Annotated in this window: 23 protein-coding genes; 14 read left to right on the top strand and 9 right to left on the bottom strand. The window is 73.2% G+C overall.

Features of this window, described 5'->3' with window-relative positions:
- The first annotated feature begins 1 nt into the window (after position 1).
- Entirely contained in the window at positions 2 to 751 is a 750-nt protein-coding gene (locus GA0070214_RS17425) for a 2-phosphosulfolactate phosphatase (protein WP_091265492.1), read from the top strand.
- A gap of 170 nt (positions 752 to 921) precedes the next feature.
- On the opposite strand, the gene GA0070214_RS17420 is transcribed toward GA0070214_RS17425, so the two are convergent.
- Positions 922 to 3,006: a carboxypeptidase-like regulatory domain-containing protein gene (locus tag GA0070214_RS17420; protein ID WP_091265485.1), complete on the bottom strand. Its 2,085-nt coding sequence runs from the start codon at positions 3,004 to 3,006 to the stop codon at positions 922 to 924.
- Between the two features lie 187 nt (positions 3,007 to 3,193).
- Here GA0070214_RS17420 and GA0070214_RS17415 point away from each other — a divergent pair, with 187 nt between their 5' ends.
- The 5 genes from GA0070214_RS17415 to amcA all read left to right on the top strand — a co-directional run bounded on the left by GA0070214_RS17415 (position 3,194) and on the right by amcA (position 7,896).
- A complete protein-coding gene (locus tag GA0070214_RS17415; protein ID WP_091265489.1) occupies positions 3,194 to 3,517 on the top strand; it encodes a sterol carrier family protein in 324 nt (107 codons plus the stop codon).
- Between the two features lie 169 nt (positions 3,518 to 3,686).
- Complete coding sequence (purF, locus tag GA0070214_RS17410; RefSeq protein ID WP_091264334.1) at positions 3,687 to 5,252, top strand: amidophosphoribosyltransferase; 1,566 nt, start codon at positions 3,687 to 3,689, stop codon at positions 5,250 to 5,252.
- A gap of 56 nt (positions 5,253 to 5,308) precedes the next feature.
- Positions 5,309 to 6,463: a phosphoribosylformylglycinamidine cyclo-ligase gene (gene purM, locus GA0070214_RS17405; RefSeq protein WP_091264330.1), complete on the top strand. Its 1,155-nt coding sequence runs from the start codon at positions 5,309 to 5,311 to the stop codon at positions 6,461 to 6,463.
- 124 nt (positions 6,464 to 6,587) lie between these two features.
- Positions 6,588 to 7,691 carry a cyclophane-forming radical SAM peptide maturase AmcB gene (gene amcB, locus GA0070214_RS17400; protein WP_208602820.1) on the top strand — a complete coding sequence of 368 codons (1,104 nt, stop codon included), beginning with the start codon at positions 6,588 to 6,590 and terminating at the stop codon, positions 7,689 to 7,691.
- On the top strand, positions 7,660 to 7,896 hold the full coding sequence (gene amcA, locus GA0070214_RS17395; RefSeq protein ID WP_091264322.1) for a multiple cyclophane-containing RiPP AmcA: 237 nt from the start codon (positions 7,660 to 7,662) through the stop codon (positions 7,894 to 7,896). Before amcB ends, amcA begins: the two co-directional genes overlap by 32 nt.
- A 143-nt stretch (positions 7,897 to 8,039) precedes the next feature.
- On the opposite strand, the gene GA0070214_RS17390 is transcribed toward amcA, so the two are convergent.
- Positions 8,040 to 8,255: a DUF3073 domain-containing protein gene (locus GA0070214_RS17390; protein ID WP_091264319.1), complete on the bottom strand. Its 216-nt coding sequence runs from the start codon at positions 8,253 to 8,255 to the stop codon at positions 8,040 to 8,042.
- 302 nt (positions 8,256 to 8,557) lie between these two features.
- Complete coding sequence (locus GA0070214_RS17385; protein WP_091264315.1) at positions 8,558 to 9,640, bottom strand: Glu/Leu/Phe/Val family dehydrogenase; 1,083 nt, start codon at positions 9,638 to 9,640, stop codon at positions 8,558 to 8,560.
- A 173-nt stretch (positions 9,641 to 9,813) separates the two neighbouring features.
- Between GA0070214_RS17385 and GA0070214_RS17380 the strand changes: the two genes are divergently transcribed.
- On the top strand, positions 9,814 to 10,653 hold the full coding sequence (locus GA0070214_RS17380) for a DUF8083 family protein (RefSeq protein ID WP_091264309.1): 840 nt from the start codon (positions 9,814 to 9,816) through the stop codon (positions 10,651 to 10,653).
- A 256-nt stretch (positions 10,654 to 10,909) separates the two neighbouring features.
- Positions 10,910 to 11,119 carry a BldC family transcriptional regulator gene (locus GA0070214_RS17375; protein ID WP_007073996.1) on the top strand — a complete coding sequence of 70 codons (210 nt, stop codon included), beginning with the start codon at positions 10,910 to 10,912 and terminating at the stop codon, positions 11,117 to 11,119.
- Between the two features lie 89 nt (positions 11,120 to 11,208).
- Here GA0070214_RS17375 and GA0070214_RS17370 read toward each other — a convergent pair whose 3' ends face one another.
- Positions 11,209 to 11,586 carry a PPOX class F420-dependent oxidoreductase gene (locus GA0070214_RS17370; protein WP_091264305.1) on the bottom strand — a complete coding sequence of 126 codons (378 nt, stop codon included), beginning with the start codon at positions 11,584 to 11,586 and terminating at the stop codon, positions 11,209 to 11,211.
- A 53-nt stretch (positions 11,587 to 11,639) separates the two neighbouring features.
- Here GA0070214_RS17370 and GA0070214_RS17365 point away from each other — a divergent pair, with 53 nt between their 5' ends.
- Complete coding sequence (locus GA0070214_RS17365) at positions 11,640 to 12,416, top strand: class I SAM-dependent methyltransferase (protein WP_091264302.1); 777 nt, start codon at positions 11,640 to 11,642, stop codon at positions 12,414 to 12,416.
- A gap of 37 nt (positions 12,417 to 12,453) precedes the next feature.
- Here the strand turns inward: GA0070214_RS17365 and GA0070214_RS17360 are convergent, their stop codons facing one another.
- A complete protein-coding gene (locus tag GA0070214_RS17360; protein WP_013283434.1) occupies positions 12,454 to 12,741 on the bottom strand; it encodes a hypothetical protein in 288 nt (95 codons plus the stop codon).
- Between the two features lie 161 nt (positions 12,742 to 12,902).
- Here GA0070214_RS17360 and GA0070214_RS17355 point away from each other — a divergent pair, with 161 nt between their 5' ends.
- Positions 12,903 to 13,760 carry a 3-hydroxyacyl-CoA dehydrogenase family protein gene (locus GA0070214_RS17355; protein ID WP_091264298.1) on the top strand — a complete coding sequence of 286 codons (858 nt, stop codon included), beginning with the start codon at positions 12,903 to 12,905 and terminating at the stop codon, positions 13,758 to 13,760.
- Between the two features lie 52 nt (positions 13,761 to 13,812).
- A complete protein-coding gene (locus GA0070214_RS17350) occupies positions 13,813 to 14,556 on the top strand; it encodes an enoyl-CoA hydratase/isomerase family protein (RefSeq protein ID WP_091264287.1) in 744 nt (247 codons plus the stop codon).
- 55 nt (positions 14,557 to 14,611) lie between these two features.
- On the opposite strand, the gene GA0070214_RS17345 is transcribed toward GA0070214_RS17350, so the two are convergent.
- Positions 14,612 to 15,961, bottom strand: coding sequence for an ABC transporter substrate-binding protein (locus GA0070214_RS17345; RefSeq protein WP_091264283.1), 1,350 nt, complete (start codon positions 15,959 to 15,961; stop codon positions 14,612 to 14,614).
- 166 nt (positions 15,962 to 16,127) lie between these two features.
- On the opposite strand from GA0070214_RS17345, the gene GA0070214_RS17340 reads away from it, so the two are divergent.
- Together GA0070214_RS17340 and GA0070214_RS17335 are read left to right on the top strand one after the other, a co-directional pair.
- On the top strand, positions 16,128 to 16,529 hold the full coding sequence (locus GA0070214_RS17340; protein WP_091264280.1) for a hypothetical protein: 402 nt from the start codon (positions 16,128 to 16,130) through the stop codon (positions 16,527 to 16,529).
- A 12-nt stretch (positions 16,530 to 16,541) separates the two neighbouring features.
- Complete coding sequence (locus GA0070214_RS17335) at positions 16,542 to 17,249, top strand: DUF2786 domain-containing protein (RefSeq protein ID WP_091264276.1); 708 nt, start codon at positions 16,542 to 16,544, stop codon at positions 17,247 to 17,249.
- A 12-nt stretch (positions 17,250 to 17,261) separates the two neighbouring features.
- Here GA0070214_RS17335 and GA0070214_RS17330 read toward each other — a convergent pair whose 3' ends face one another.
- On the bottom strand, positions 17,262 to 17,777 hold the full coding sequence (locus GA0070214_RS17330; protein WP_167364284.1) for an SRPBCC family protein: 516 nt from the start codon (positions 17,775 to 17,777) through the stop codon (positions 17,262 to 17,264).
- 196 nt (positions 17,778 to 17,973) lie between these two features.
- Between GA0070214_RS17330 and GA0070214_RS17325 the strand changes: the two genes are divergently transcribed.
- The gene (locus GA0070214_RS17325; protein ID WP_091264270.1) at positions 17,974 to 19,107 is read left to right on the top strand and encodes a collagen-like domain-containing protein; all 1,134 of its coding nucleotides are present in this window, start codon (positions 17,974 to 17,976) and stop codon (positions 19,105 to 19,107) included.
- A 12-nt stretch (positions 19,108 to 19,119) separates the two neighbouring features.
- On the opposite strand, the gene GA0070214_RS17320 is transcribed toward GA0070214_RS17325, so the two are convergent.
- Both GA0070214_RS17320 and GA0070214_RS17315 read right to left on the bottom strand, forming a co-directional pair.
- A complete protein-coding gene (locus tag GA0070214_RS17320) occupies positions 19,120 to 19,581 on the bottom strand; it encodes a hypothetical protein (protein WP_139141867.1) in 462 nt (153 codons plus the stop codon).
- A 248-nt stretch (positions 19,582 to 19,829) separates the two neighbouring features.
- Positions 19,830 to 20,351, bottom strand: coding sequence for a hypothetical protein (locus GA0070214_RS17315; protein ID WP_091264262.1), 522 nt, complete (start codon positions 20,349 to 20,351; stop codon positions 19,830 to 19,832).

Genomic DNA, 20,351 nt, shown 5'->3' with positions numbered 1-20,351 from the left:
CTTGGCCGTCTTCGCCCAACCCGGCTCCGGTGCCCGGTTCGACTGGGGGTTGAGCGGGGCCGCGGAACTGGGCCGGGTCTGTGCCGCCCTGGTGGTGGTGGACGTGCTCTCGTTCACCACCGCCGTGGAGGTGGCGGTCAGCCGCGGCATGCGGGTGCACCCGTTCCCCTGGGGCGAGCAGGCCGCCGACTACGCCCGCCGCGTCGGGGCCGTCGCGGCGGTCGGCCGTCGCAGGACGACCCCGGAACATCCGTGGTCGCTCTCCCCGGCGGCGCTGCGGGCCGCGCCGGTCGTCGCCGACCTGGTGCTGCCGTCGCCGAACGGCTCGGCCATCAGCGCCGCCGCGAGCGCCACGGGCCTGCCGGTGGTGGCGGCGTGCCTGCGTAACGCGCCCGCCGTCGGGCGCTGGCTCCGGGCCCAGGGGTACGGCTCGGCCGACGCCCCGGTGGGTGTCGTGGCCGCCGGTGAACGCTGGCCGGACGGATCAGTGCGCCCCGGCGTGGAGGACCTGCTCGGCGCCGCCAGCGTGCTGGACGCCCTCTCCGGGGTCCCCGGCGGGCTGTCCGTGGAGGCCGCCGTTGCCCTGGCCGCGCTCGCCAGCACGCCGGACGTGCCGGCGGCGGTGCGGGGCTGCGTCTCCGGCCGTGAACTCGTCGAGGGCGGCTTCGCCGAGGACGTGGCCGTCGCCGTCGAACTCGGCGTCTCCGACGTGGTGCCGGTGCTGCGCCAGGGCTACTTCGCCGCCGCCTGAGACCGGCGCCAGGACCACGTGACCGCCGCCTGAGCCGGCGACCCCTTGCCCGCCGCCCAGGCCGGCAGACCTTTGCCCGCCGAGGTGGCGGCACCGAAGCGAGGTGGCCGCCCGGCTCCAGCCGGGCGGCCACTCTCGTCGTGCTCGGTGGGGCGCTCGCGCCCCGGCCGTCAGTCGTCCAGCCAGTCCAGGCGGCGACCGCCACGGTCCTGCGGGGCGTCCGGCCGGCCCCGGCCGGCCTCCGCCGGGTCGGCGTAGTAGCCGCCCTGGTCGTAGCCCGGGTTGTCGTAGCCACCGCCGCGCTGCTGCGGCGGCTGCTCCTGACCGTAGCCGCCCGGCTGGCCGTAGCCACCCTGCTGCGGGGGCTGGCCGTAGCCGTCGCCGCCGCCGTAGCCGCCGCGCTGGTCGTAGCCGCCCGGCTGGCCGCCGTCGTACCCGCCGCCCTGCTGGCGACCGTCGTAACCGCCCTGGCGGTTGTCGTAGCCGCCGGCCGGGCCGCTGTCGTAGCCACCGCTCGGACCGCGGTCGTAGCCGCCGCCCGGGCCGTTGTCGTAGCCACCCCGGCCGTTGTCGTAGTCGCCGGTCTGGCCGTTGTCATAGCCACCGGCGGGTCCGTTGTCGTAGCCGCCCGCCGGGGCGCCGTAGCCGCCACCCGTGCCGTAGCCGTTGCCGCCCTGCTCCGGGCCACGGCCGTACGGGGCCTGGCCGGGCTGGTCGTAGCCCCGGCCCTGGTCCGGCTGGTAGGTGCTGGTCGGGTAGGGGTCGGCCGGCGGGGCGTACTGGGTGCTGTCACCGGTGTAGCGGCCGGTGGGCTCGTCGTAGCGCTCGTTGCCGTAGCCGCTGCCCTGGGCGGGCGGGTAGCCGGCAGCACCGGCGCCGTAGTCCGGGCCGCCGTAGCCGCCGCCCGACGAGGGGGCGTTGCCGTAGCCGCCGCCGGAGGACGGTGCGTTGCCGTAGCCGTTGTTGCCGGCACCGTAGCCGCCCTGACCGGGGGCCTCGTCGCCGTAGCCGTTGCCGGCCCAGCCACCCTGTCCGGCCCCGGCCCCGTACGCGGGCCCGGGGGGCGCGCCGTACGGGTCCGGCGGGACGTCGTCCACGACCGGGCGGTGCATCATGGTCGGCGCGTCGCTGAGCGAGGCGCCGCCGACCATGGTCGGTGCCGCTCCAGCGCCCATGCCGTTCACCACGCGGGTCTGGTCGTCCGCGCCCCGGTAGGCACCCCGGGCACCCGGCACCGCGCCGGCCGCCCCCATGGGGCCACCGGGACCGGTCGGCCCGTTCGGGCCGTCACCGTCGCCGTCGCCGTCCTCGTTCTTGCGCCGCATGTAGAGCAGGACAATGGTGCCCACGCCGACGGCGACGAAGAGGCCACCGAGCAGGATGAGCAGCCACGAGCTGAAGCCGCCGGAGTCCTCGTTGGCGGCCGGCTGCTGGGCGGCGGGCGCCTCGCTGGCCGGTTCTTCGGTGGCCTCGTCGGTCGTCTCCTCGGTCGGCAGCGGCTCCTCACTGGCCGACGGGGTGGGGCTCGGCGAGGCCTCGACCTTGAGCGGCACGCTGATCCGCAGGCCGGTCACGGCCTGGCCGCCGTTGGCGTTGATCGACTTGGTGCCGGGGGTGCTGCCGTCCTTGGAGGCGCCCAGGTCGATCCGGCCCGGCGCGATGGGGTCCGAGGCGGAGCCGGTGAACTTGAAGTTGCCGCTGCTGTCCGTGTTGGTCTGGCGCTGGTTGTTCCGACTGTCCCGCAGCATGACGAGGGCGCCCGCGATCGGGTCGCCGTTGGCGGAGATGACAACCTTGCCGGAGATGGACTTGACCGTCTGCGACTCGGGGGGCGGCGCCTTGGCGACCAGGGTCACCGTGACCGTGGCCGTCTCCTCCTGCTTGTTCGGCCCGTTGGAGTCCGTCGCCTTGATCGTGATCGTGGCGGAGCCGTTCGGCGCGTCGGCGGCGGCGCGGAACGTGGCGTCGAAGGTGCCGTTCTGGTTCACGCGGCCCCGGGAGCAGCCGTCGACGCAGGTGAGCTTCGGGTTACTGGACGTAACCGAGACGTCGGCGCTGGACAGCGGGTCGGTGAAGTTGAGGCTGTAGGTCACCTTGACGGAACCGCCGGCCTCGACCGAGTTCGGCGAGGCGGACACGTTGCCGATGTTGGGGGCCGCGAGGGCGGGTGTGGCGGGGACGGCGAGCAGCGCGCCGAAGACCAGCGCTACGACCACACCGGCCCGCTGCTTCCAGGCACGTCGGTGTGTTGACACGTCCACCGCCTTCCGGGTCTGATCTCCCGCCGGCCGGTCCGGCCGGGTGATCACTCACGGTACGAATACGCCGTCGGCAACTATGCCTTGTCCGGCCGGGCTATCTCTACCCAGGGCCAGCGTCGAGCGCGATGCTGCCGGGTCGTATCGTCCCGTCGTGTCCTCTCCGCACACTTATTCGGCCGCCGTGGCGGCGACGTTGACGGCGCTGGATGAGGGGCGTACGCCCGATCGACCGGTGTACCGGGAGGCGGTCCGTACCCTCTTGGCCACCCTCGCGGAGCGCGCCCCCGGCCGATCGGTGGAGGTGCGGGTTCCACCCTACGGCGCGGTGCAGTGCGTGGCGGGGCCGCGACACACCCGCGGAACACCACCGAACGTGGTGGAAATGGACCCCGCGACCTGGTTGGCGCTGGCCACCGGCCGTCTCGGCTGGGCGGAGGCCGTCACCGAGGGTCGCGTACGCGTGTCCGGCATCCGGGCGGACCTCTCCGAGCACCTACCGCTCTAGCTGCGGCGACACACTGCTCACAATCACGCAGAGCGGGCGTATCGTGACTGTCGGTATCGACCGCTGTTCGCGTACACTGTGAGGCGACGACGGTCCCCGGCCCACCGTGCGGAGCTTGACCCCCGACCTCCGCCAGGCCAGTCCAGACCCCAGCAAGAGGGAGCGGCAGGTGCCCCGAGGCGATGGCCGGCTGAGCCACGACCTTGATCCCCAGCGACCCGGCCCCCAGGACGCGTGTGGCGTCTTCGGCGTCTGGGCGCCCGGGGAGGAGGTCGCGAACCTGACCTACTTCGGGCTCTACGCCCTCCAGCACCGCGGCCAGGAGGCCGCGGGCATCGCGGTGAGCGACGGATCGGGCGTGGTGGTCTACAAGGACCTCGGCCTGGTCGCCCAGGTCTTCGACGAGCCGACCCTGGCGAGCCTGCGCGGCCACGTCGCGATCGGGCACGCGCGCTACTCGACCACCGGCGGGTCGACCTGGGAGAACGCCCAGCCGACCATCCGGGCCACCAGCGCCGGCACCACGATCGCGCTGGCCCACAACGGCAACCTGGTCAACACCGCCGAGCTGCAGCGCGAGGTGGCCGAGCGAGGGCTGGACTCGGACGGCTCGACCAACGACACCTCGCTGGTCACCATGCTGCTGGCCAGCCGGCCCGACCTCTCCGTCGAGGCGGCGGCCCTGGAGGTGCTGCCCCAGCTGCGTGGCGCCTTCAGCTTCGTCTTCATGGACGAGTCGACCCTCTACGCGGCCCGTGACCCGCACGGGGTCCGCCCGCTGGTGCTGGGCCGGCTGGAGCGCGGCTGGGTGGTGGCGAGCGAGACCGCCGCGCTGGACATCGTCGGCGCGAGCGTGGTGCGCGAGGTGGAGCCGGGCGAGCTGATCGCCATCGACGAGGACGGGCTGCGATCCAGCCGCTTCGCCGCGCCGGAGCCCAAGGGCTGCCTTTTCGAGTACGTGTACATCGCCCGCCCGGACGCCACCATCGCGGGGCGGAACGTGCACTCCGCCCGCGTGCAGATCGGTCGCCAGCTCGCCAAGGAGCACCCGGTCGAGGCCGACCTGGTCATCCCGGTGCCGGAGTCCGGCACCCCGGCCGCGATCGGCTACGCCGAGGAGTCCGGCATCACCTACGGCCAGGGCCTCATGAAGAACCCGTACGTCGGGCGCACCTTCATCCAGCCGTCGCAGACCCTGCGCCAGCTCGGCATCCGGCTCAAGCTCAACCCGCTGCGGGAGAACGTCCGCGGCAAGCGCATTGTGGTGGTGGACGACTCGATCGTCCGCGGCAACACCCAGCGGGCCATCGTGCGGATGCTGCGCGAGGCCGGCGCTCTCGAGGTCCACGTCCGGATCTCGTCCCCGCCGGTCAACTGGCCCTGCTTCTACGGGATCGACTTCGCCACCCGGGCCGAGCTGCTGGCCAACGGGCTGGACAACGAGGGCATCCGGCGGTCGATCGGGGCCGACACGCTGGGCTACGTCTCGCTCCCCGGTCTCATCGCCGCGACCGAGCAGCCGAAGACCCGGCTCTGCCGGGCGTGCTTCGACGGGGAATACCCGATCGAGCTGCCGGCCGGGAACCTGATCGGCAAGCACGTGCTCGAAGGGGTGGGCCGCCGGGTCGCCGCCGAGGCGTCCGAGCCCAGCGCCCCACTGAACGACAACTTCAGCTCGGCGCGTCTGACGCCGTCGGCCGCCACTCCGGGCGGCGCAGCCACCCACCGCCCGTAGCACCACCGACGCGGGGCGGCCCACCGGCCGGCCCGCGGGAACCAAAGGGGAGAACCGTGACCCACGTGTCCGAGCGCAGCGGCGCAGGATCCAGCCCGACGGGCGCCGGCGGCGACCGCCAGCCCTGGTCGGCGGGGACCGGCCGTACGCAGCGCAAACGCTCGGTCTCGTACGCCGACGCCGGGGTGTCGATCGACGCGGGCGACCGCGCGGTCGAGCTGCTGAAGTCCAAGGTCCGGCAGACCCGGCGGCCGGAGGTCATGGGTGACCTGGGCGGCTTCGCCGGCCTGTTCCGGCTGGACACGAAGAAGTACAAGAACCCGATCCTGGCCTCCTCCACCGACGGCGTGGGCACCAAGCTGGTGATCGCCCAGCAGCTCGACATCCACGACACGGTCGGCATCGACCTGGTCGCCATGGTGGTCGACGACCTGGTGGCGTGCGGCGCCGAGCCGCTGTTCCTGCTCGACTACATCGCCACCGGCGAGGTCGTGCCGGACAAGGTCGCCGAGATCGGCGCGGGCATCGCCGACGGCTGCCGCTACGCCGGCTGCGCCCTGCTGGGCGGCGAGACCGCCGAGCACCCGGGCGTGCTGCGCCCGGACGAGTACGACATCTCCGCCACCGGCGTCGGCGTGGTCGAGGAAAGCGACATCCTCAGCTCGGAGCGGGTCGAGGTGGGCGACGTCGTGATCGCGATGCGCTCCTCGGGCCTGCACTCCAACGGCTACTCGCTGGTCCGGCACGTGCTGCTGGGCGCCGGGCGGATGCGGCTGGACGTGGTGATCGACGACTTCGGCCGGCAGCGCACCCTCGGCGAGGAGCTGCTCACCCCGACCAAGATCTACGCGCAGGACTGCCTCAAGCTGATCGCCGAGGCCGAGGTGCGGGCGCTGGCCCACGTCACGGGCGGCGGCATCCCGGGCAACCTCGTCCGGATCCTGCCCGAGCACGTCGACGCGGTGGTCAACCGGTCCACCTGGAAGCCGCAGCCGGTCTTCGACCTGATCCAGTCCAAGGGCCGGATCGAGGACCCGGAGATGGAGGCGACGTTCAACATGGGCGTCGGCATGTTCGCCATCGTCTCCGCCGAGGACGCCGACCGCGCGCTGGCGACCCTGACCGGGCGCGGCGTCGACGCGTGGCAGGCCGGCGAGATCATCGAGGGCTCCGGCAACGTGCAGATGATCGGTCAGCACACCCGCGGTTGATCACTCTCCGGTGATCATCCGGGCACCTGATCGGGGGTTCACCCGAGTGGCCACCGCCGCCTAGCCTGAAGGGCAGTTCAGGCTAGGCGGGGGAGGGTTGATGGCTGCGCGTACGCACACCGGAATGCAAGGCATCGCCGCCGTCCCCTCGTACGTGGTGATGCAGCCGACCACGCTCTGCAATCTCGACTGCGTCTACTGCTACCTGCCGCTGCGGGCGGTGGACAAGCGGATGCCCGTGCCGGTCGCCGAGGCGGTGGCGGCGGCGGTGAACCCCTGGGCGGCCGCCGGTCGCTTCTCGGTGGTCTGGCACGGCGGCGAGCCGCTCGCGGCCGGCCGGGAGCATCTGGCGGCGCTGCTGGCCCCGTTCGGGCCGGAGGTGGAGCACCACGTCCAGACCAACGCCACGCTGATCGACGACGCCTGGTGCGCGTTCTTCGCCGAGCACGGGATCCGGGTCAGCGTGAGCGTGGACGGCCCCCGGGACCGCAACGGCGAGCGGGTCACCCGGGGCGGGCGGCCGGCGTACGACCGGATCCTGGCCGGGGTGGCGGCGCTGCGCCGGCACGGGCTGCCGTTCTCGGCGCTGGCCGTGGTGTCCCGACCGGAGCCGGGGCTGGCCACCGAGCTCTACGACTACTTCCTCGACCTCGGCTGCGACGTGCTGGGGATCAACATCGAGGAGACCGAGGGCGTCAACACCCGCACCAACGCCCGGGACGCGGCCGCGGTGACCGGCTTCTGGGCGGAGCTGGTGGGCGCCTGGCGCCGGGACCCCCGGATCCATCTCCGCGAGGTCGAGTGGTCGCTGCGCTACGCCGGCGCCGTCCTGGCCGGCACGGCGGACGACGTGCTGCCCCGCCGGCTCGACCCGATCCCCACGGTCGCCCAGGACGGCTCGGTGGTGGTGCTCTCCCCGGAGCTGGCCGGCTTCACCGACCCGCACTACGGCGACTTCAGCAGCGGTAACGTGCTGACCACCCCGCTGGCCGAGATCCTGGCCGGCGCCGGGCGCACACCCTGGGTGGGCGAGTTCCTCACCGGCGTGGAGGCGTGCCGGTCGTCCTGTCCCTACTTCGGCTTCTGCGGCGGGGGCCACGCGGCCAACCGCTACTTCGAGCTGGGGCGTTTCGACGGTACGGAGACCGAGCACTGCCGCAACAGCAAGATCCGCCTACTGGAGGGAGTGTTGGAGCATGCCCGAGACCACGAGTCACCGGCAGCCTGAGCGCGTCGGAGGAGCCGAGCCCGATCCCGTGGCGGACCGGGTGCGGGAAGCCGCCGTCGGACTGGCCGCACTTCTCCACGAGGCCGAGGCCGCGCGCCTGCTGCGGGCGGAGGTGTCGGGCGGCGACGGTGCCAGCGCGGTGTGCGCCTGGAACCACTTCGAGAACATCCCGACGTTCTACAACTGGAACAACCGGCCCCGATGAGGGCACGCGTCCGCGATCAGGGGCCCGCCGCTCGGCCGGATCGAGTCCGGGACGGCGTGGCCCCTGATCGTCGGTGCGCCGCATTGGAAGGGCACATGCGTGAGCACGCGGGGAGTCACCGCGTGCTCAGATGCGACCGGAGGTCAGCGGGTCGGACGGGCCCAGGTGTCCGGGTCGTCGTCCGCGTGATCCTCATCATCGTCGTCGACATACTCTTTGTAGTCGTCGTCGAAGTTGTGCTCAGACTTACCAGCACCCGCCAGTTCGCGCTGCAAGGCGGTGAGGTCGGTGTTCGGGGAGTGGTACTTCAACTCCCGGGCCACCTTCGTCTGCTTGGCCTTAGCACGGCCGCGCCCCATGGCTCGACCCCCTCGCACAGAATGCGGGGCAGCCCGAAGGCGGGCCCCGATGACGTCAGGCATCTCTCGTGGCTCTTACGGTACATGGGGATGCCACCGTTCGGCACCTCGGGTTACCGTCAACCGGCCCTGCGCGTCGCAGTGATCCGGCCGTCACAAAGTGTACCCGGTAAGGAGCGGACAGCGGGACCGGCCGTGACAGTGGTCAAATCGGCACGAATCACCCCAACGTCCAGCTTAACGCTGGTGCCGGCCGCGCTGCGGCCCGGGGGCGGGCCGTGCGACCCGCCCCCGGGTGACGTTCAGCGCAGGTGGATCGTGCGGAGCCGGCCGACCTCGGCCATCCGCCGCTCGGCGAGCCGGTCCGCGGCCACCGCCGGGGGGACGCCCTCGTCGTCGGCGAGTCGCAGGATCTCCCGGGTGGTGTCGAAGATCCGGGTCGCCCGCAGCTTGGCCCGCTCGAAGTTGAAGCCCTCGATCTCGTCGGCGACCTGGATCACGCCGCCGGCGTTCACCACGTAGTCGGGGGCGTAGAGGATGCCCCGGTCGGCGAGGACCTTCTCGATGCCCGGGTGGGCGAGCTGGTTGTTGGCCGCTCCCGCGACCACCTTCGCGCGCAGCACCGGCACGGTGTCGTCGTTCAGCGCGCCGCCCAGGGCGCACGGGGCGTACACGTCGATGTCGGCGGCCACCAGGGCCGCGGTGTCGTCGACCAGGGTGACCTGCGGGTGGGTGGCACGCACCCACTCGCGGGCCTTCGGGTTGACGTCGGTGGCCACGACCTCGGCCCCGTCCTCCAGGAGGTGGCCGGTGAGGTACTTGCCGACCTTGCCGAGGCCGGCCACGCCGACCCGCTTGCCGGCCAGCGTCGGGGCGCCCCAGACGTGCTCGGCGGCGGCCCGCATGCCCTGGAAGACGCCCCAGGCGGTGAGGACCGAGGAGTCACCGGCGCCGCCGTGCTCCACGCTGCGGCCGGTGACGTAGCTCGTCTCGCGGGCGATCACGTCCATGTCGGCGACGTAGGTGCCGACGTCGCAGGCGGTGTAGTAGCGCCCGGCCAGCGACTCCACGAAGCGGCCGTAGGCGCGCAGCAGCGCCTCGCTCTTGATCTGCTCCGGGTCGCCCCAGATGACCGCCTTGCCGCCACCGAGGTCGAGGCCGGCCAGGGCGTTCTTGTACGCCATGCCGCGCGACAGGTCGAGCACGTCCGCGAGGGCGGCCTCCTCGTCGGCGTACGGGTAGAACCGGGTGCCGCCGAGCGCGGGGCCCAGCGCGGTGGAGTAGATCCCGATGATCGCCTTCAGCCCGGACTGCTTGTCCTGGCAGAACACGACCTGTTCGTGACCGGTGGATCCCGGGTCGTCGGTGCTGGCGAATACGCCCATGGCTGGCTCCTGTGTCGGTGTGCGTCCTTGTGGGGCGCGGACCTGTCGGTACGCCGGCGGGATGGTGCCGGTGCTGCTGAGCCTAATATCGGCCGCAGCCGTACTGTCGCGCACGTCACGGCGCCTCGTGGCGGCGGCGGCGGACTAGTCCCGTCTCGTGGGAGGATCGCGCCGTGCCGTCGCTCTTCGCCTCATACCTGCGCGTGTACGAGCCGCTGACCGCCTTCGACCGCGACCGCCAGTCGTACTGGCGCCGTTACGTCAGCGAGGGCCGGGCGGTCGCCCCGCTGGAGGGGCCGGTCCGGCAGCGCACCGCGGTGATCGAGGCGCTGGGCGCGGGCTGGACCCGGCTGCCCGACCTGCCCGACGAGGCGTACGTCCTGGAGGCCGACGACACACTGCTGGTCTGCCCCTGGAACCTGCGGATCCGGGTCGCCGAGGCGGCGCTGAGCGCCCGGGACGGGGTGCCCTCGGTGCTGGCCGACGCGTTCGTCCCGCCGGTCCTCGCCGGCCAGGCGAAGGCCGTGGTGGAGGACTGGCGCAGCGGGGCGCGGGTGCTGGAGCACGGGGTGCCCCGGGTGCACGAGCAGATCGCCACCTGGGGGGTGCCGCTGCGCTGGTTCGTGCTCTTCGACCCGCAGGAGCGGCACCTGGTCACCGAGCCGGAGCGGCGGGCGCTGCGCTACCGGACGGAGATTTCCAAGGCGCGCCGCCGCTCGTCCCGGGCGCTGTCGGTGCTGCGCAAGTCGGTCGGCGAGGCCCCGATCACCGAGGCGGTCGAGGAGGCCGCCCGCTGGCTGGAGGAGTTCCACCCCCGCTCCGTGGTGGAGCTGGACTACGGCGGCCTGGTGCAGCTGCTGCCCGACGACACCCTCGCCGCAGACGACTCGACCGAGCTGGTGGCGGCCGGGCTGGCCGGGCTCTCCCGGGGCGAGGCGGAGGACGCCTCGGCGGCGTACGACAAGCTGGTCGCCCGGTGGCGCGCCGTGCAGCTGCTGGAGCGCTGCAACTAGGGCCGGGTTTGCCCGGGTTGAGGCATCTCGATGCGAGAGTGTCTCGTAGTTGACGCATCACGACCCGTGATCATGAGTCCCATTAAGGTAGTTTCTGCGGCATAAAAGTCGTAAAAATCGGGCATGGTTCATCCGTCCGTCTAGGGACCTTCAGCCGTTCGGCCCATGTCGGACATCGGGGACTAGCCGGACCATGGGAGACGCGTCGGCCGGCGGGACCCCGGCCGATGTCTATACATGTGGAGGAGTGACCCCGATGGCATCGCGAACGCACGAACCAGAGCCGCTACTCACACCGGCCGAGGTGGCGTCGATGTTCCGTGTCGACCCGAAGACGGTGACCCGGTGGGCCAAGGCTGGCAAGCTCAGCGCCATCCGGACCCTGGGCGGCCACCGCCGCTACCGCGAGTCGGAGGTTCGGGCCCTGCTGCAGGGGCAGATTCCCCAGCAGCGTCAGGGAGACTGAGACCCGGACGTTTCTCAGGCGTTCCGATCAGGGGCGGGGGACGTCGCGACAGCGACGATCCACCGCCCTCAATCGTTTCCGGGGCCGGCTCAGTCGAGCACGATGCGCAGGCCCACCGTGCCGGCCTCACCCCGGCGCAGCCGGCTGCCCAGCAGGCTCAGCCGGCCGATCAGGCGGTACTTCTGCTTGAGCAGGCCCCGGATCCGCCGGGTCGACTCCGGGCCGCTGATCGTCGCGTGCCCCGGCACCGCCTCGCCGTGCGGCCGGCCGCGCACGTCACAGGGCGCCACCGTGACCCGGCCGTCGCGCCGGATCCGCTTCACCTTGCCGGAGTCCGACACCGTCCACACCGCCAGCGCCTCGCCGTCGCGTACCGCCCACACCGGAGTCGGCACCGCCCGCCCGTCCTTCCGGAACGTGGTGAGCAGCACGTACTTCTCCGCCGCCAGGCGGTCCAGGTCTGTCACGCCGCTCAGGATACGGCCGCGACAGCCGGGCCGAGCCCGGATAGCGTGACGCCGTGACCGGGGAACCCAGAATCGGCGACGTGTTCGGTGAGATGATCCGCGACGCGTACGCGGTCAGCACCGGGATCGGGCCCCGGCCGATGGTCGGCGGGCGGCTGCCCCGGCCGGTCATCGAGATCATCGAGCGCGACGACGGGCTGGTCAACGGCGCACCCGCCGAGCACTACCTGGACCCGCCGGAGCGCTGGCAGCCGTACGACCACCGGGCCGTGGACCAGGTGCACGGGCAGGTGCTGGACATCGGCGTCGGGGCCGGCCGGATCGCGCTGCACCTCCAGGAACGCAACGTGCCGGTCACCGGGCTGGACACCTCGGAAGGGGCGCTGCGGGTCAGCCGGCACCGGGGCGTACGGGACCTGGTGCTCGGCACCGTGGACGAGCACGTCGCCGACGGCCGGCGCTACGACACGTTCCTGCTGCTCGGCAACAACCTGGGGCTGTTCGAGGGGCGGGAGCGGGCCCCCGCGCTGCTGGCCGCGCTCGCCGCGCTGGCCCGCCCCGGCGCGCAGATCATCGCGCACGGCACCGACCCGTACGGCACCACCGACCCGGTGCACACCGGCTACCACGAGCTGAACCGGCGGCGGGGGCGGCTCGGCGGGCAGCTCCGGCTGCGGCTGCGCTACCGGCTGCTCGGCACCGAGTGGTTCGACTATCTGGTGTGCTCGGTCGAGGAGTTCGCCGAGCTGGTCCACGGCTCGCCCTGGCGACTGGCCGACGTGGACGACCGCGACCACCCGTACTACCTGGCGACGCTCCGACTGGCCTGAGGCCGGCGGGCACCGGAGGCACCCGCCGGCGTCGGCGTCAGACCTGCACGGTGGGGGTGGTCTGCTCCGGAGGCAGGCCGCCGTCGCCGTCGACCACCTCGTCCGGGGTGCCGTCCTCGTCGATGTCGACCATGGTGATGTCCACCTTGCCGTCGCCGTCGGTGTCGAACTGGAACAGGTCGGCCTTGCCGTCGCCGTCGGTGTCCACCACCCAGACGTCGGTCTTCCCGTCGTTGTTGGTGTCCGCGCGGAGCAGGTCCACCCGCTCGTCGCCGCGGGTCTCCACGGTCTCGGTGCTCTCCGCGCTCTCCGGTGCCTGGCTCATCTCGATCCTTCCCTCGGCGTTGACGGCCGTCTGTACCCGATCCGGCGCGCCCCCACGCATGCCCCCGGTCCCGGCCCTGCATAGGGTCGCATCCAGGAACCAGCGGACGGTCCGGCGCGGCGGAGACCCCGCCCGTCACCGGCCGCGGCGGAGGGACATCGATGAGTGGTCGTTTTGTGGTCGTCGGGGCCGGCACCATGGGCCTCGGCATTGCGTACGTGGCGGCCGGGGCCGGCTACGCGGTCGAGCTGGTCGAGGTGGACGCGGCGCGCGGCGCGGACGCGGTACGGCGGCTCGGCGAGCTGTGGGACCGCGGCGTGCAGCGCGGCAAGCTGACCGCCGAGGCGGCGACGGCGAACCGCGAGCGGGTCACCCTGCGGGCCGGGCTCGCCGAGGTGGCCGAGGGCCCCGACGTGATCGTGGAGGCGGTCCCCGAGCGGCTCGACCTCAAGCGGGCCGTGCTGCGTGACGCGGAGGGCCGCCGGCCCGTCCTGCTCGGCAGCAACACGTCCAGCATCCCGATCGCCGAGCTGGCCGAGGGGCTGGAGCGGCCGGCCGACTTCCTCGGTCTGCACTTCTTCAACCCGGTCTGGGCGATGGCACTGCTCGAGGTCGTGGTCGGCCCGGCCACCGCGCCCGAGACCACCGAGGCGGCCGTCGCGCTCGCCAGCCGGCTGGGCAAGGACCCCGTCGTGGTACGCGACCTGCCCGGCTTCGCCACCTCGCGGCTCGGCGTGACCCTCGGCCTGGAGGCGATCCGGATGGTCGCCGACGGGGTGGCCAGCCCCGCCGACATCGACAAGGCCATGGTGCTGGGCTACCGGCACCCGGTCGGCCCCCTGGAGTTGACCGACCTGGTCGGGCTGGACGTCCGGCTCGACATCGCCCGCACCCTCCAGGCCGCGTACGGGGACCGGTTCGCGCCGCCCCCGCTGCTGGAGGAGATGGTGGCCGCCGGCCGGCTGGGCAAGAAGTCGGGGCAGGGCTTCTACACCTGGAGAAGCGGGGTCAAGCAGTGAGCGCGAGGAGTGAGCTTGCGAGCCCCGCAGTCGCGAACGAAAGGCGGGCACAGTGAGCGGACTGCGGATCGAGGAGCTGCCGGACCGGTTCGTGGTCACCCTGGACCGGCCGGAGAAGCGCAACGCGATCGACGCCGACCTGATCGGCGAGCTGCACGCCGTCTGCGCGGAGCTGGAGGCACGGCCCCGGCTGCTGCTGCTCACCGGCGGGACGGACGGCATCTTCGCCGGCGGTGCGGACATCGCCCAGCTCCGCGAGCGCGGCCGGCTGGACGCGCTGGCCGCCATCAACCAGGCCGCGTTCGCCCGGATCCGGGCGCTGCCGATGCCCACCGTGGCGGCCGTGGACGGCCCGGCGCTGGGCGGCGGCGCCGAACTGGCGTACGCCTGCGATCTGCGGGTGTGCACGGCGCGCGCGGTGTTCGGCCAGCCCGAGGTGCGGCTTGGCATCCTGGCCGGCGCCGGCGCGACCTACCGGCTGCCCGCGCTGGTCGGGGAGGCCCGGGCCAAGGAGCTGCTGTTCACCGGCCGGCGGGTGGACGCCGACGAGGCGCTGCGGATCGGGCTGGTCAACCGGGTGGTGGCCGAGCCGGCGGAGCTGCTGCCCACCGCGCACGGCCTGCTCGACGAGATGGCCAAGGGTTCGGCGCTGGCGCTGCGGCTGACCAAGCTGGCCGTGGACGCGCCGGCCGCCGCGCACCCGCAGCTCGACCTGCTCAGCCAGGCGGTGCTCTTCGAGGACGAGGAGAAGCACCGGCGGATGACCGAGTTCCTGGAGCGGCGCCGCTCCCGCTGACCGCGGACACGACGAGGGCCGCACCGGTTCGCCCGGTGCGGCCCTCGTCGTCGTCTCAGTGCCGGATCTGCACCCCGGCGTCCGCCAGCGCGGTGATCACGCGCGCCGACTCGCCGAAGCCGATCACCAGCACGGCGTCCGCCCCGTAGTCCTTGATCTCCTTGGCACCCGCCGAGAAGTCCACCGGCGGCGCCGACGCGCCCTCCGGGGGCACGTACGACAGCAGCTTCACCTTGTCGGCGCCCATGCCCGCCCGCTCCAGCTCGGAGCGGACGTTCTCCTGGAGGCCCTCGCCGTAGGAGTCCTTACGGGCGACGATCGCGATCTTGTGCGGTCCGTCGCGCATTATCACGTCGGCCAGCGCCCGGCCCTGGAGGCCGTCCGGCGGCGCCGTGCGGAAGTAGAGGCCCTTGTCGTCCACCGTGCTCAGCCCGGCGTCGGTGTTCGACGGGGAGAAGAGGATCCGGCCGGCGGCCACCACGTCGGGCAGCACGGCCCGGGAGATGCCCGAGGCACCGGCACCGATGATGACGTGCGCGCCCTGCTGGACGTGCGAGGCCACCGTCGCCTTCGCCACCTTCGGGTCCGTGCCGTCGTCGCCCTCGTTCCAGACCACCGGCTCGCCGAGCGCGCCGCCCGCCGCGTTGATCTCCCGGATCGCCAGCGCCGCGCCGGCCGCCATCGGCGGGTACGCCAGGGCCAGGTCACCGGTCTTCGGCAGCAGCCCACCGAGCACCAGCGGGGAGCCGTCCTCCTTGTAGGACTTGGCCGGACGCGACTTCTTGCCCTTCGGCGGTGCCTTGGTGCTCGCCCCCGACTCGTCACCGGCGCCGACGAACTCGGTCTTGCCGTCGTCGAGCTGCCGGTCGCCGAAGTGCAGCGTCGCGTAGCTGGCGGCCGCCGGCTCGCCGACGTCGGTGAACCCGGCCCGGGTCAGCGACACCCCGCGGTACTCGATGTCCTGGCCGGCACGGGCCAGCTGGAGGCAGGTGGCGACCTCGTCGCACTGCTGGCCGCTGGTCGTCACGCCGACGATCTGCTGGGCGATCTCGCGCGGCTCGGTCGTGCCAGCGAGCTGGGCGGCCAGCACGCTTATCACGATCGCGTCGTAGGTTTCCGCCGAGTAGAGGTAATCCTTGAGCTTCGGGTCTACGGTGCGTAGCCGATCCTTGAAGCTCTCGGGCAGCGGCGTGAGCGGGGTGGTGCCCTTCATGCCGTTGAGAAGGTCCGCGCGGTCCTTCAGTTCGTCGACGTACGAGTTCTGCATGTTGCCGTCGGTGCCGTAGAGGCGCACCTGGGTGGCGGCGGCCTCTTCGGGCTTGTCGCTCCCGCAGGCGCTGGTGGCGAGCAGGAGCGCCGCGCAGGCCGTGGACAGGGCCGCACGCGACGCGCGAGATTTGAGCATGGTCGTCCTTCCTCCGGCGAAGGTCCGCTGCGCACCTTAGCGTGCCGGCGCGGAGAGCGGGACCGTGGAGGTCCGTCCGTCGGCACCCCGACTGCCGGTATCACTCTGTGTGATTGCCGAGCCGTTCCGGGGTCACCGCTTGACCCCCGGAACTACTGTTCGGCAGGTGACCGACGAAGCACAGCAGACGCTGGACGATGCGACCGCCGTGCTCCGCTCGGCGCTGGCCGGCGACGGCCCCGGGGTGGTGGACACCTTCGACGCCGTCGTGGACCGCTCCGGGCTCGCCGGGGCGTACGGGGTGGCCTGGTGCCTGGCCGCCACGATGGTCGGCGACGACGCACCCGCGGGTGGCGCCGCGCTCGACTTCCCCGGAATCGACCAGGCCGACTACGACACCCGGTGGGTGGCCCGCTTCGTCAGCGCGTACGCCAACGACGACGCCGACACCGGCGAGGCGTTGTTCGGGGCCGCGGCGGCCGACGGGCTGCTGCCCGACTGCCTGCTCACCCTGGCCGGTTCGACGGTCGCGACGCTGCGCAGCCGCGTCGAGCCGACCGGCCTGTGATAGCTCTGGTGCATGTCCGAGGCGATGCTGAGCAAGGTCCGCAAGCTGCTCGCCCAGGCCGAGGACCCGGCCTGCACGCCCGCCGAGTCGGCCGCCTTCATGGCCAAGGCCACCGAGCTGATCGCCCGCTACGGCGTCGACCGGGCGCTGCTCGCCGCCCGTGAGCCGGCCACCGACCCGGTCGGTGACCGGGTGGTCGAGGTGGTCGCCCCGTACGCCCGGGACAAGGCCGGCCTGCTCGCGGCGGTCGCCGACCCCCTGCGCTGCCGCTGCGTACGCCGCCAGCGGGGCAGCGGCTTCGACCTGCACCTGTTCGGCTTCGCCAGTGACCTCGAACGGGTCGAGCTGCTCTTCACCTCGCTGCTCGTGCAGGCCGCGCACGGGCTGGCCGGCACCGCCGTACCGGCCGGGGAGCATCCGGCCGCCTTCCGGCGCACCTGGCTGGCCGGCTTCGCGCACGTGGTCGCCGAGCGGCTGCGGACGGCCGAGGCGGGCGCGGTGGCCGAGTCCGGGGCGCCCTCGGTGGCGCTGGTGCTCGCCGACCGCTCCGACCGGGTCCAGCGGCGGCTCGCCGAGGTGTACCCGCGGCTGTGTACCGCCCCGCGCCGCCGGCTCGCGGGCAGTGGCTTCGGTCCGGGTGCGGCCGCGGGCCGCCGGGCCGACCTCGGCGGCACCGGCGTGACCGGCGCCGCTGCGAGGGCGAGGGGCATCGGCGGCTGACCCGCCCGCCGGTCAGTCGGTGGTGCGGGCGACCGTGGCCAGGTAGCGGCAGAGGAGTTCGTGCCAGCCGGCCGTGAGCGCCTTGCGGTAGCCCTCGGCGGCGTCGCCGTGCCGGTCGAAGTAGCGGTGCTCGACGTCGACCCGGGTCAGCTCCGGCCCCTCGGGCTCGAAGATGACCTCGACCTCGCTGGCCCGCGCCGGGTCCGGCACCGGCACCCGGTCCGGTCCGAGCTGCCAGGTGAAGACCAGCCGCCGGGGCGGATCCCAGGTCAGCACCCGGCCCCAGTCGCCACGGAACCCGTACGGGCCGATCTCGTAGAGCATGCCGCCGGCCCGGGGCTCGATGCCGAGCTCGGCCAGCGCCTCCGGCCCCGACCAGGTGTATTCGCGCACCCACCAGTCGGTCAGCGACCCCGTGAACACGGCGTACGCCCGTTCGGCCGAGGCGGGGGCGAAGAGGGTGCTGCGGAGGGAGAAGCGGTCGAATTCCTGCCGGACCTCATCCGGATCGGCCATCCCCTGTCCCATAGGCCCGGACCATACCGGCTCATGCCTCGCTGTGCAGCTTTCCTGTCGGCCGGCTTCCGGACACGGGGAGATCGCTCTCCGGTCGGCCGTCGCCGCTGTCGTGCGGGACCTTTCGGACCACCAGGGATGCCGGGCCGGAAAGCGGGTAACCGCGGCTGATCCGGCCCGGCCGGCGGGCCAGCGGGGAGCGGGAAGCATGAGCGAGAGCGGAGCGACCGGGCGGGAGCCGGACCCGACGAGCGGGCGGCCCAGCCGCGAGGGCGGCGGGCAGGCGGAGCCGGACGTCCTGCTCGACATCCCGGAGGTGACGGTCGACCAGATCCGGCTCTCGGTCGAGGGGCTCGACGCCGACCTGTCGCTGCGCGCCCGGCTGGCCAACCTGCTCCAACTCGACGCCGGCGTGCGGGTGCACCTGGAGAACGTGGAACTGGACGTCACCGGTGTGAGCGCCGAGGCGCTGCTCAAGGTACGCCTGGAGAAGCTGGTGCAGATCCTGGACCGCGCGCTGACCACCATCGACCGGAACCCGCAGCTGATCGAAGCGCTGGCCCGCTCCGCCGTCAGCAGTGTCGACGACGTCAACCGGGCGGCCCAGCAGCTTGCCAGCGCACCGATCCTGGACGACAGCGGGCAGCGCATCGGGACGGTCGGCGCGGTGGCCGACCGGGCACTGCGGGAGGGTGTCGGCCAGCCGGCGCCGCCGTCCGTGTCGACCCCGACCGGGGCACGTGCGCCGGAGCCGCCGACCGGCGACCAGGGACAGGTGAAGCCGCCGACGGGCGCCGGTGGTCCGCCGCCGAGCGGTCCGCCCGCCCGGGGGCAGCAGCCGTCGGGTCCCGGGGGTGGCGGCGAGCCTCCCTGCGCCACCCGGGAGGGCGGCGGCGCCCCGTCCCGCGAAGGTTGGCAGCCCGGCGCGGGCGGCCCTTCCGGCGCAGGAGGCGGCGGGGGCGCGCGCGGGCCGTCGGCCGGTGAGGCGCCCACCGGACCCGGCAAGCCACCTGCCCCTGGCAAGCCGCCTGCCCCTGGGAAGGCCGCAGAGCCTGGAAAGGCACCGGAGCCTGGGAAGCCCGCGGACCAGGGGAAGGCCGCAGAGCCTGGGAAGCCCTCGGATCAGGGGAGGGCCGGTGCGCAGGGGAAGGCCGGTGCGCAGGGGAAGGCCGGCGAGGCGGGGAAGCCGGGCGGCGGGAAGCCGGAGGCGGAGAAGGGGGCGGCCGGTCCGCCCGGGCCGGCCCAACTCGCCGGCCAGGCCGGGGAGACGCTGTTGCAAGCGGGCCGGAGCGTCTGGGAGGCGATCCAGAGCGGCATGGGCCAGCACCGTCCGAAGCGGTAGTCCCGTCGAGGATCAGCGAAGCGCCGCTCGCTCGGCGGCGGCGACGGGTCGCACGTCCACCTGCTCGGCGCCGGTCCGTCGGACGTCCACGGTGCGGCGGGACGCGACGGCCGGTGCGGCCGGGGCCGACCGGTGGCCGGTCAGCCGCAGCTGGAGGGCGGTCAGCCCGCGGACGGCCCAGACCACGGGCGGCACGGCCAGCAGCAGGATCAGGGCGGCATGGGTCGCCCACGCGCCGGCCAGGGTCGGGCCGCCCCAGGCGTTCTCGTACCAGGCGGTGCCTGTCTGCTCGCTGAGCCCGAGCATGGGGCGCAACGGGTACCCCACCACGTTGATCAGCACCAGGTAGGCGAGCACGGCGGTGAGCGCGGTGGAGGCGACCGCGACCGGCAGCGCGAGCAGCGCCCCGCCCAGTGCCCGCAGCCGCCCCGCCCGGAACAGCGCGCGACCCAGCGCGCCCACGGCGGGAGGCACCGCAACCACCGACCAGGCGAGCCGCCGCCAACTCCCCATCCCGTAGGCGATTCGCCAGGGCGCGAAAACGTCAAGCCGATCTCGTGTCATACGGCCAGTCTCGGCACCACCCGGGCGCCGGACCATCGGGACCAACCCGGGCCCAACCCCGAACCCGAACCCTGACCCCGGCCGATGTCGACCAAGAAGTTCACGTCGAGAAGTCGGCCTGGGTTGACGCAAACCTCTTGATCAACGCGCTTACCCGGTCAGCTCATGAAGAAGATCATGGCCGCGAGGCTTGCCCCCATGGCCAGGTGCTCCCAACGGAGCAGGTCCGTGATCGGTCGATTGCGCAGCCGGACGAGTGCGGCCGCCATCCAGCAGAGGTACGCGGCCGTGGCGGCGCGTAGCAACACGAGCGCCGCGTCATGGCCGGAGGCGGTGCCGTGGTCCGTCCGGGGCCCGGCGGCCAGGTGGTGGTCAGCCATCGGCTCGCCGTGTTGATGCATCAGCACGGCGAGCGCCATGAGCACGGCCGCGGCCGTTCGGTGCCACTCCATCTCCGGGCCGCGCTCGGCCGGACCGCCGACGGCGGTTGCCACCGCCACGGCGAGGAGCAGCAGCGTGCTCGCGTACTGCACAACCGGTGCGGCGTCGAGGGTCACCGCGACCATGACAGCCACCATGGCACCCGCAAGCATCCGGGCCCTGCGGGAAGCGCCCGCCCGCGGCACCACGCAGCAGAAGGCTGACAGCGCGGCCGACCCGAGCATGATCACCTCGATCAT

The organism is Micromonospora chaiyaphumensis (assembly GCF_900091435.1).
In the GTDB taxonomy this organism is placed as follows: Bacteria; Actinomycetota; Actinomycetes; order Mycobacteriales; family Micromonosporaceae; genus Micromonospora; species Micromonospora chaiyaphumensis.
Note: the sequence above shows the minus strand (reverse complement) of the source record. Positions and strands in the feature narration are given on the sequence as shown.

Coding starts and splice junctions, on each gene's coding strand:
- amcB (WP_208602820.1), top strand. CDS start 6,588: ATGCAAGGCATCGCCGCCGTCCCCTCGTACGTGGTGATGCAGCCGACC.
- GA0070214_RS17385 (WP_091264315.1), bottom strand. CDS start 9,640: ATGGGCGTATTCGCCAGCACCGACGACCCGGGATCCACCGGTCACGAA.
- GA0070214_RS17325 (WP_091264270.1), top strand. CDS start 17,974: ATGAGCGAGAGCGGAGCGACCGGGCGGGAGCCGGACCCGACGAGCGGG.
- GA0070214_RS17345 (WP_091264283.1), bottom strand. CDS start 15,961: ATGCTCAAATCTCGCGCGTCGCGTGCGGCCCTGTCCACGGCCTGCGCG.
- GA0070214_RS17355 (WP_091264298.1), top strand. CDS start 12,903: ATGAGTGGTCGTTTTGTGGTCGTCGGGGCCGGCACCATGGGCCTCGGC.
- GA0070214_RS17375 (WP_007073996.1), top strand. CDS start 10,910: ATGGCATCGCGAACGCACGAACCAGAGCCGCTACTCACACCGGCCGAG.
- GA0070214_RS17390 (WP_091264319.1), bottom strand. CDS start 8,255: ATGGGGCGCGGCCGTGCTAAGGCCAAGCAGACGAAGGTGGCCCGGGAG.
- GA0070214_RS17315 (WP_091264262.1), bottom strand. CDS start 20,351: ATGATCGAGGTGATCATGCTCGGGTCGGCCGCGCTGTCAGCCTTCTGC.
- GA0070214_RS17330 (WP_167364284.1), bottom strand. CDS start 17,777: ATGGGACAGGGGATGGCCGATCCGGATGAGGTCCGGCAGGAATTCGAC.
- GA0070214_RS17335 (WP_091264276.1), top strand. CDS start 16,542: ATGTCCGAGGCGATGCTGAGCAAGGTCCGCAAGCTGCTCGCCCAGGCC.
- GA0070214_RS17360 (WP_013283434.1), bottom strand. CDS start 12,741: ATGAGCCAGGCACCGGAGAGCGCGGAGAGCACCGAGACCGTGGAGACC.
- amcA (WP_091264322.1), top strand. CDS start 7,660: ATGCCCGAGACCACGAGTCACCGGCAGCCTGAGCGCGTCGGAGGAGCC.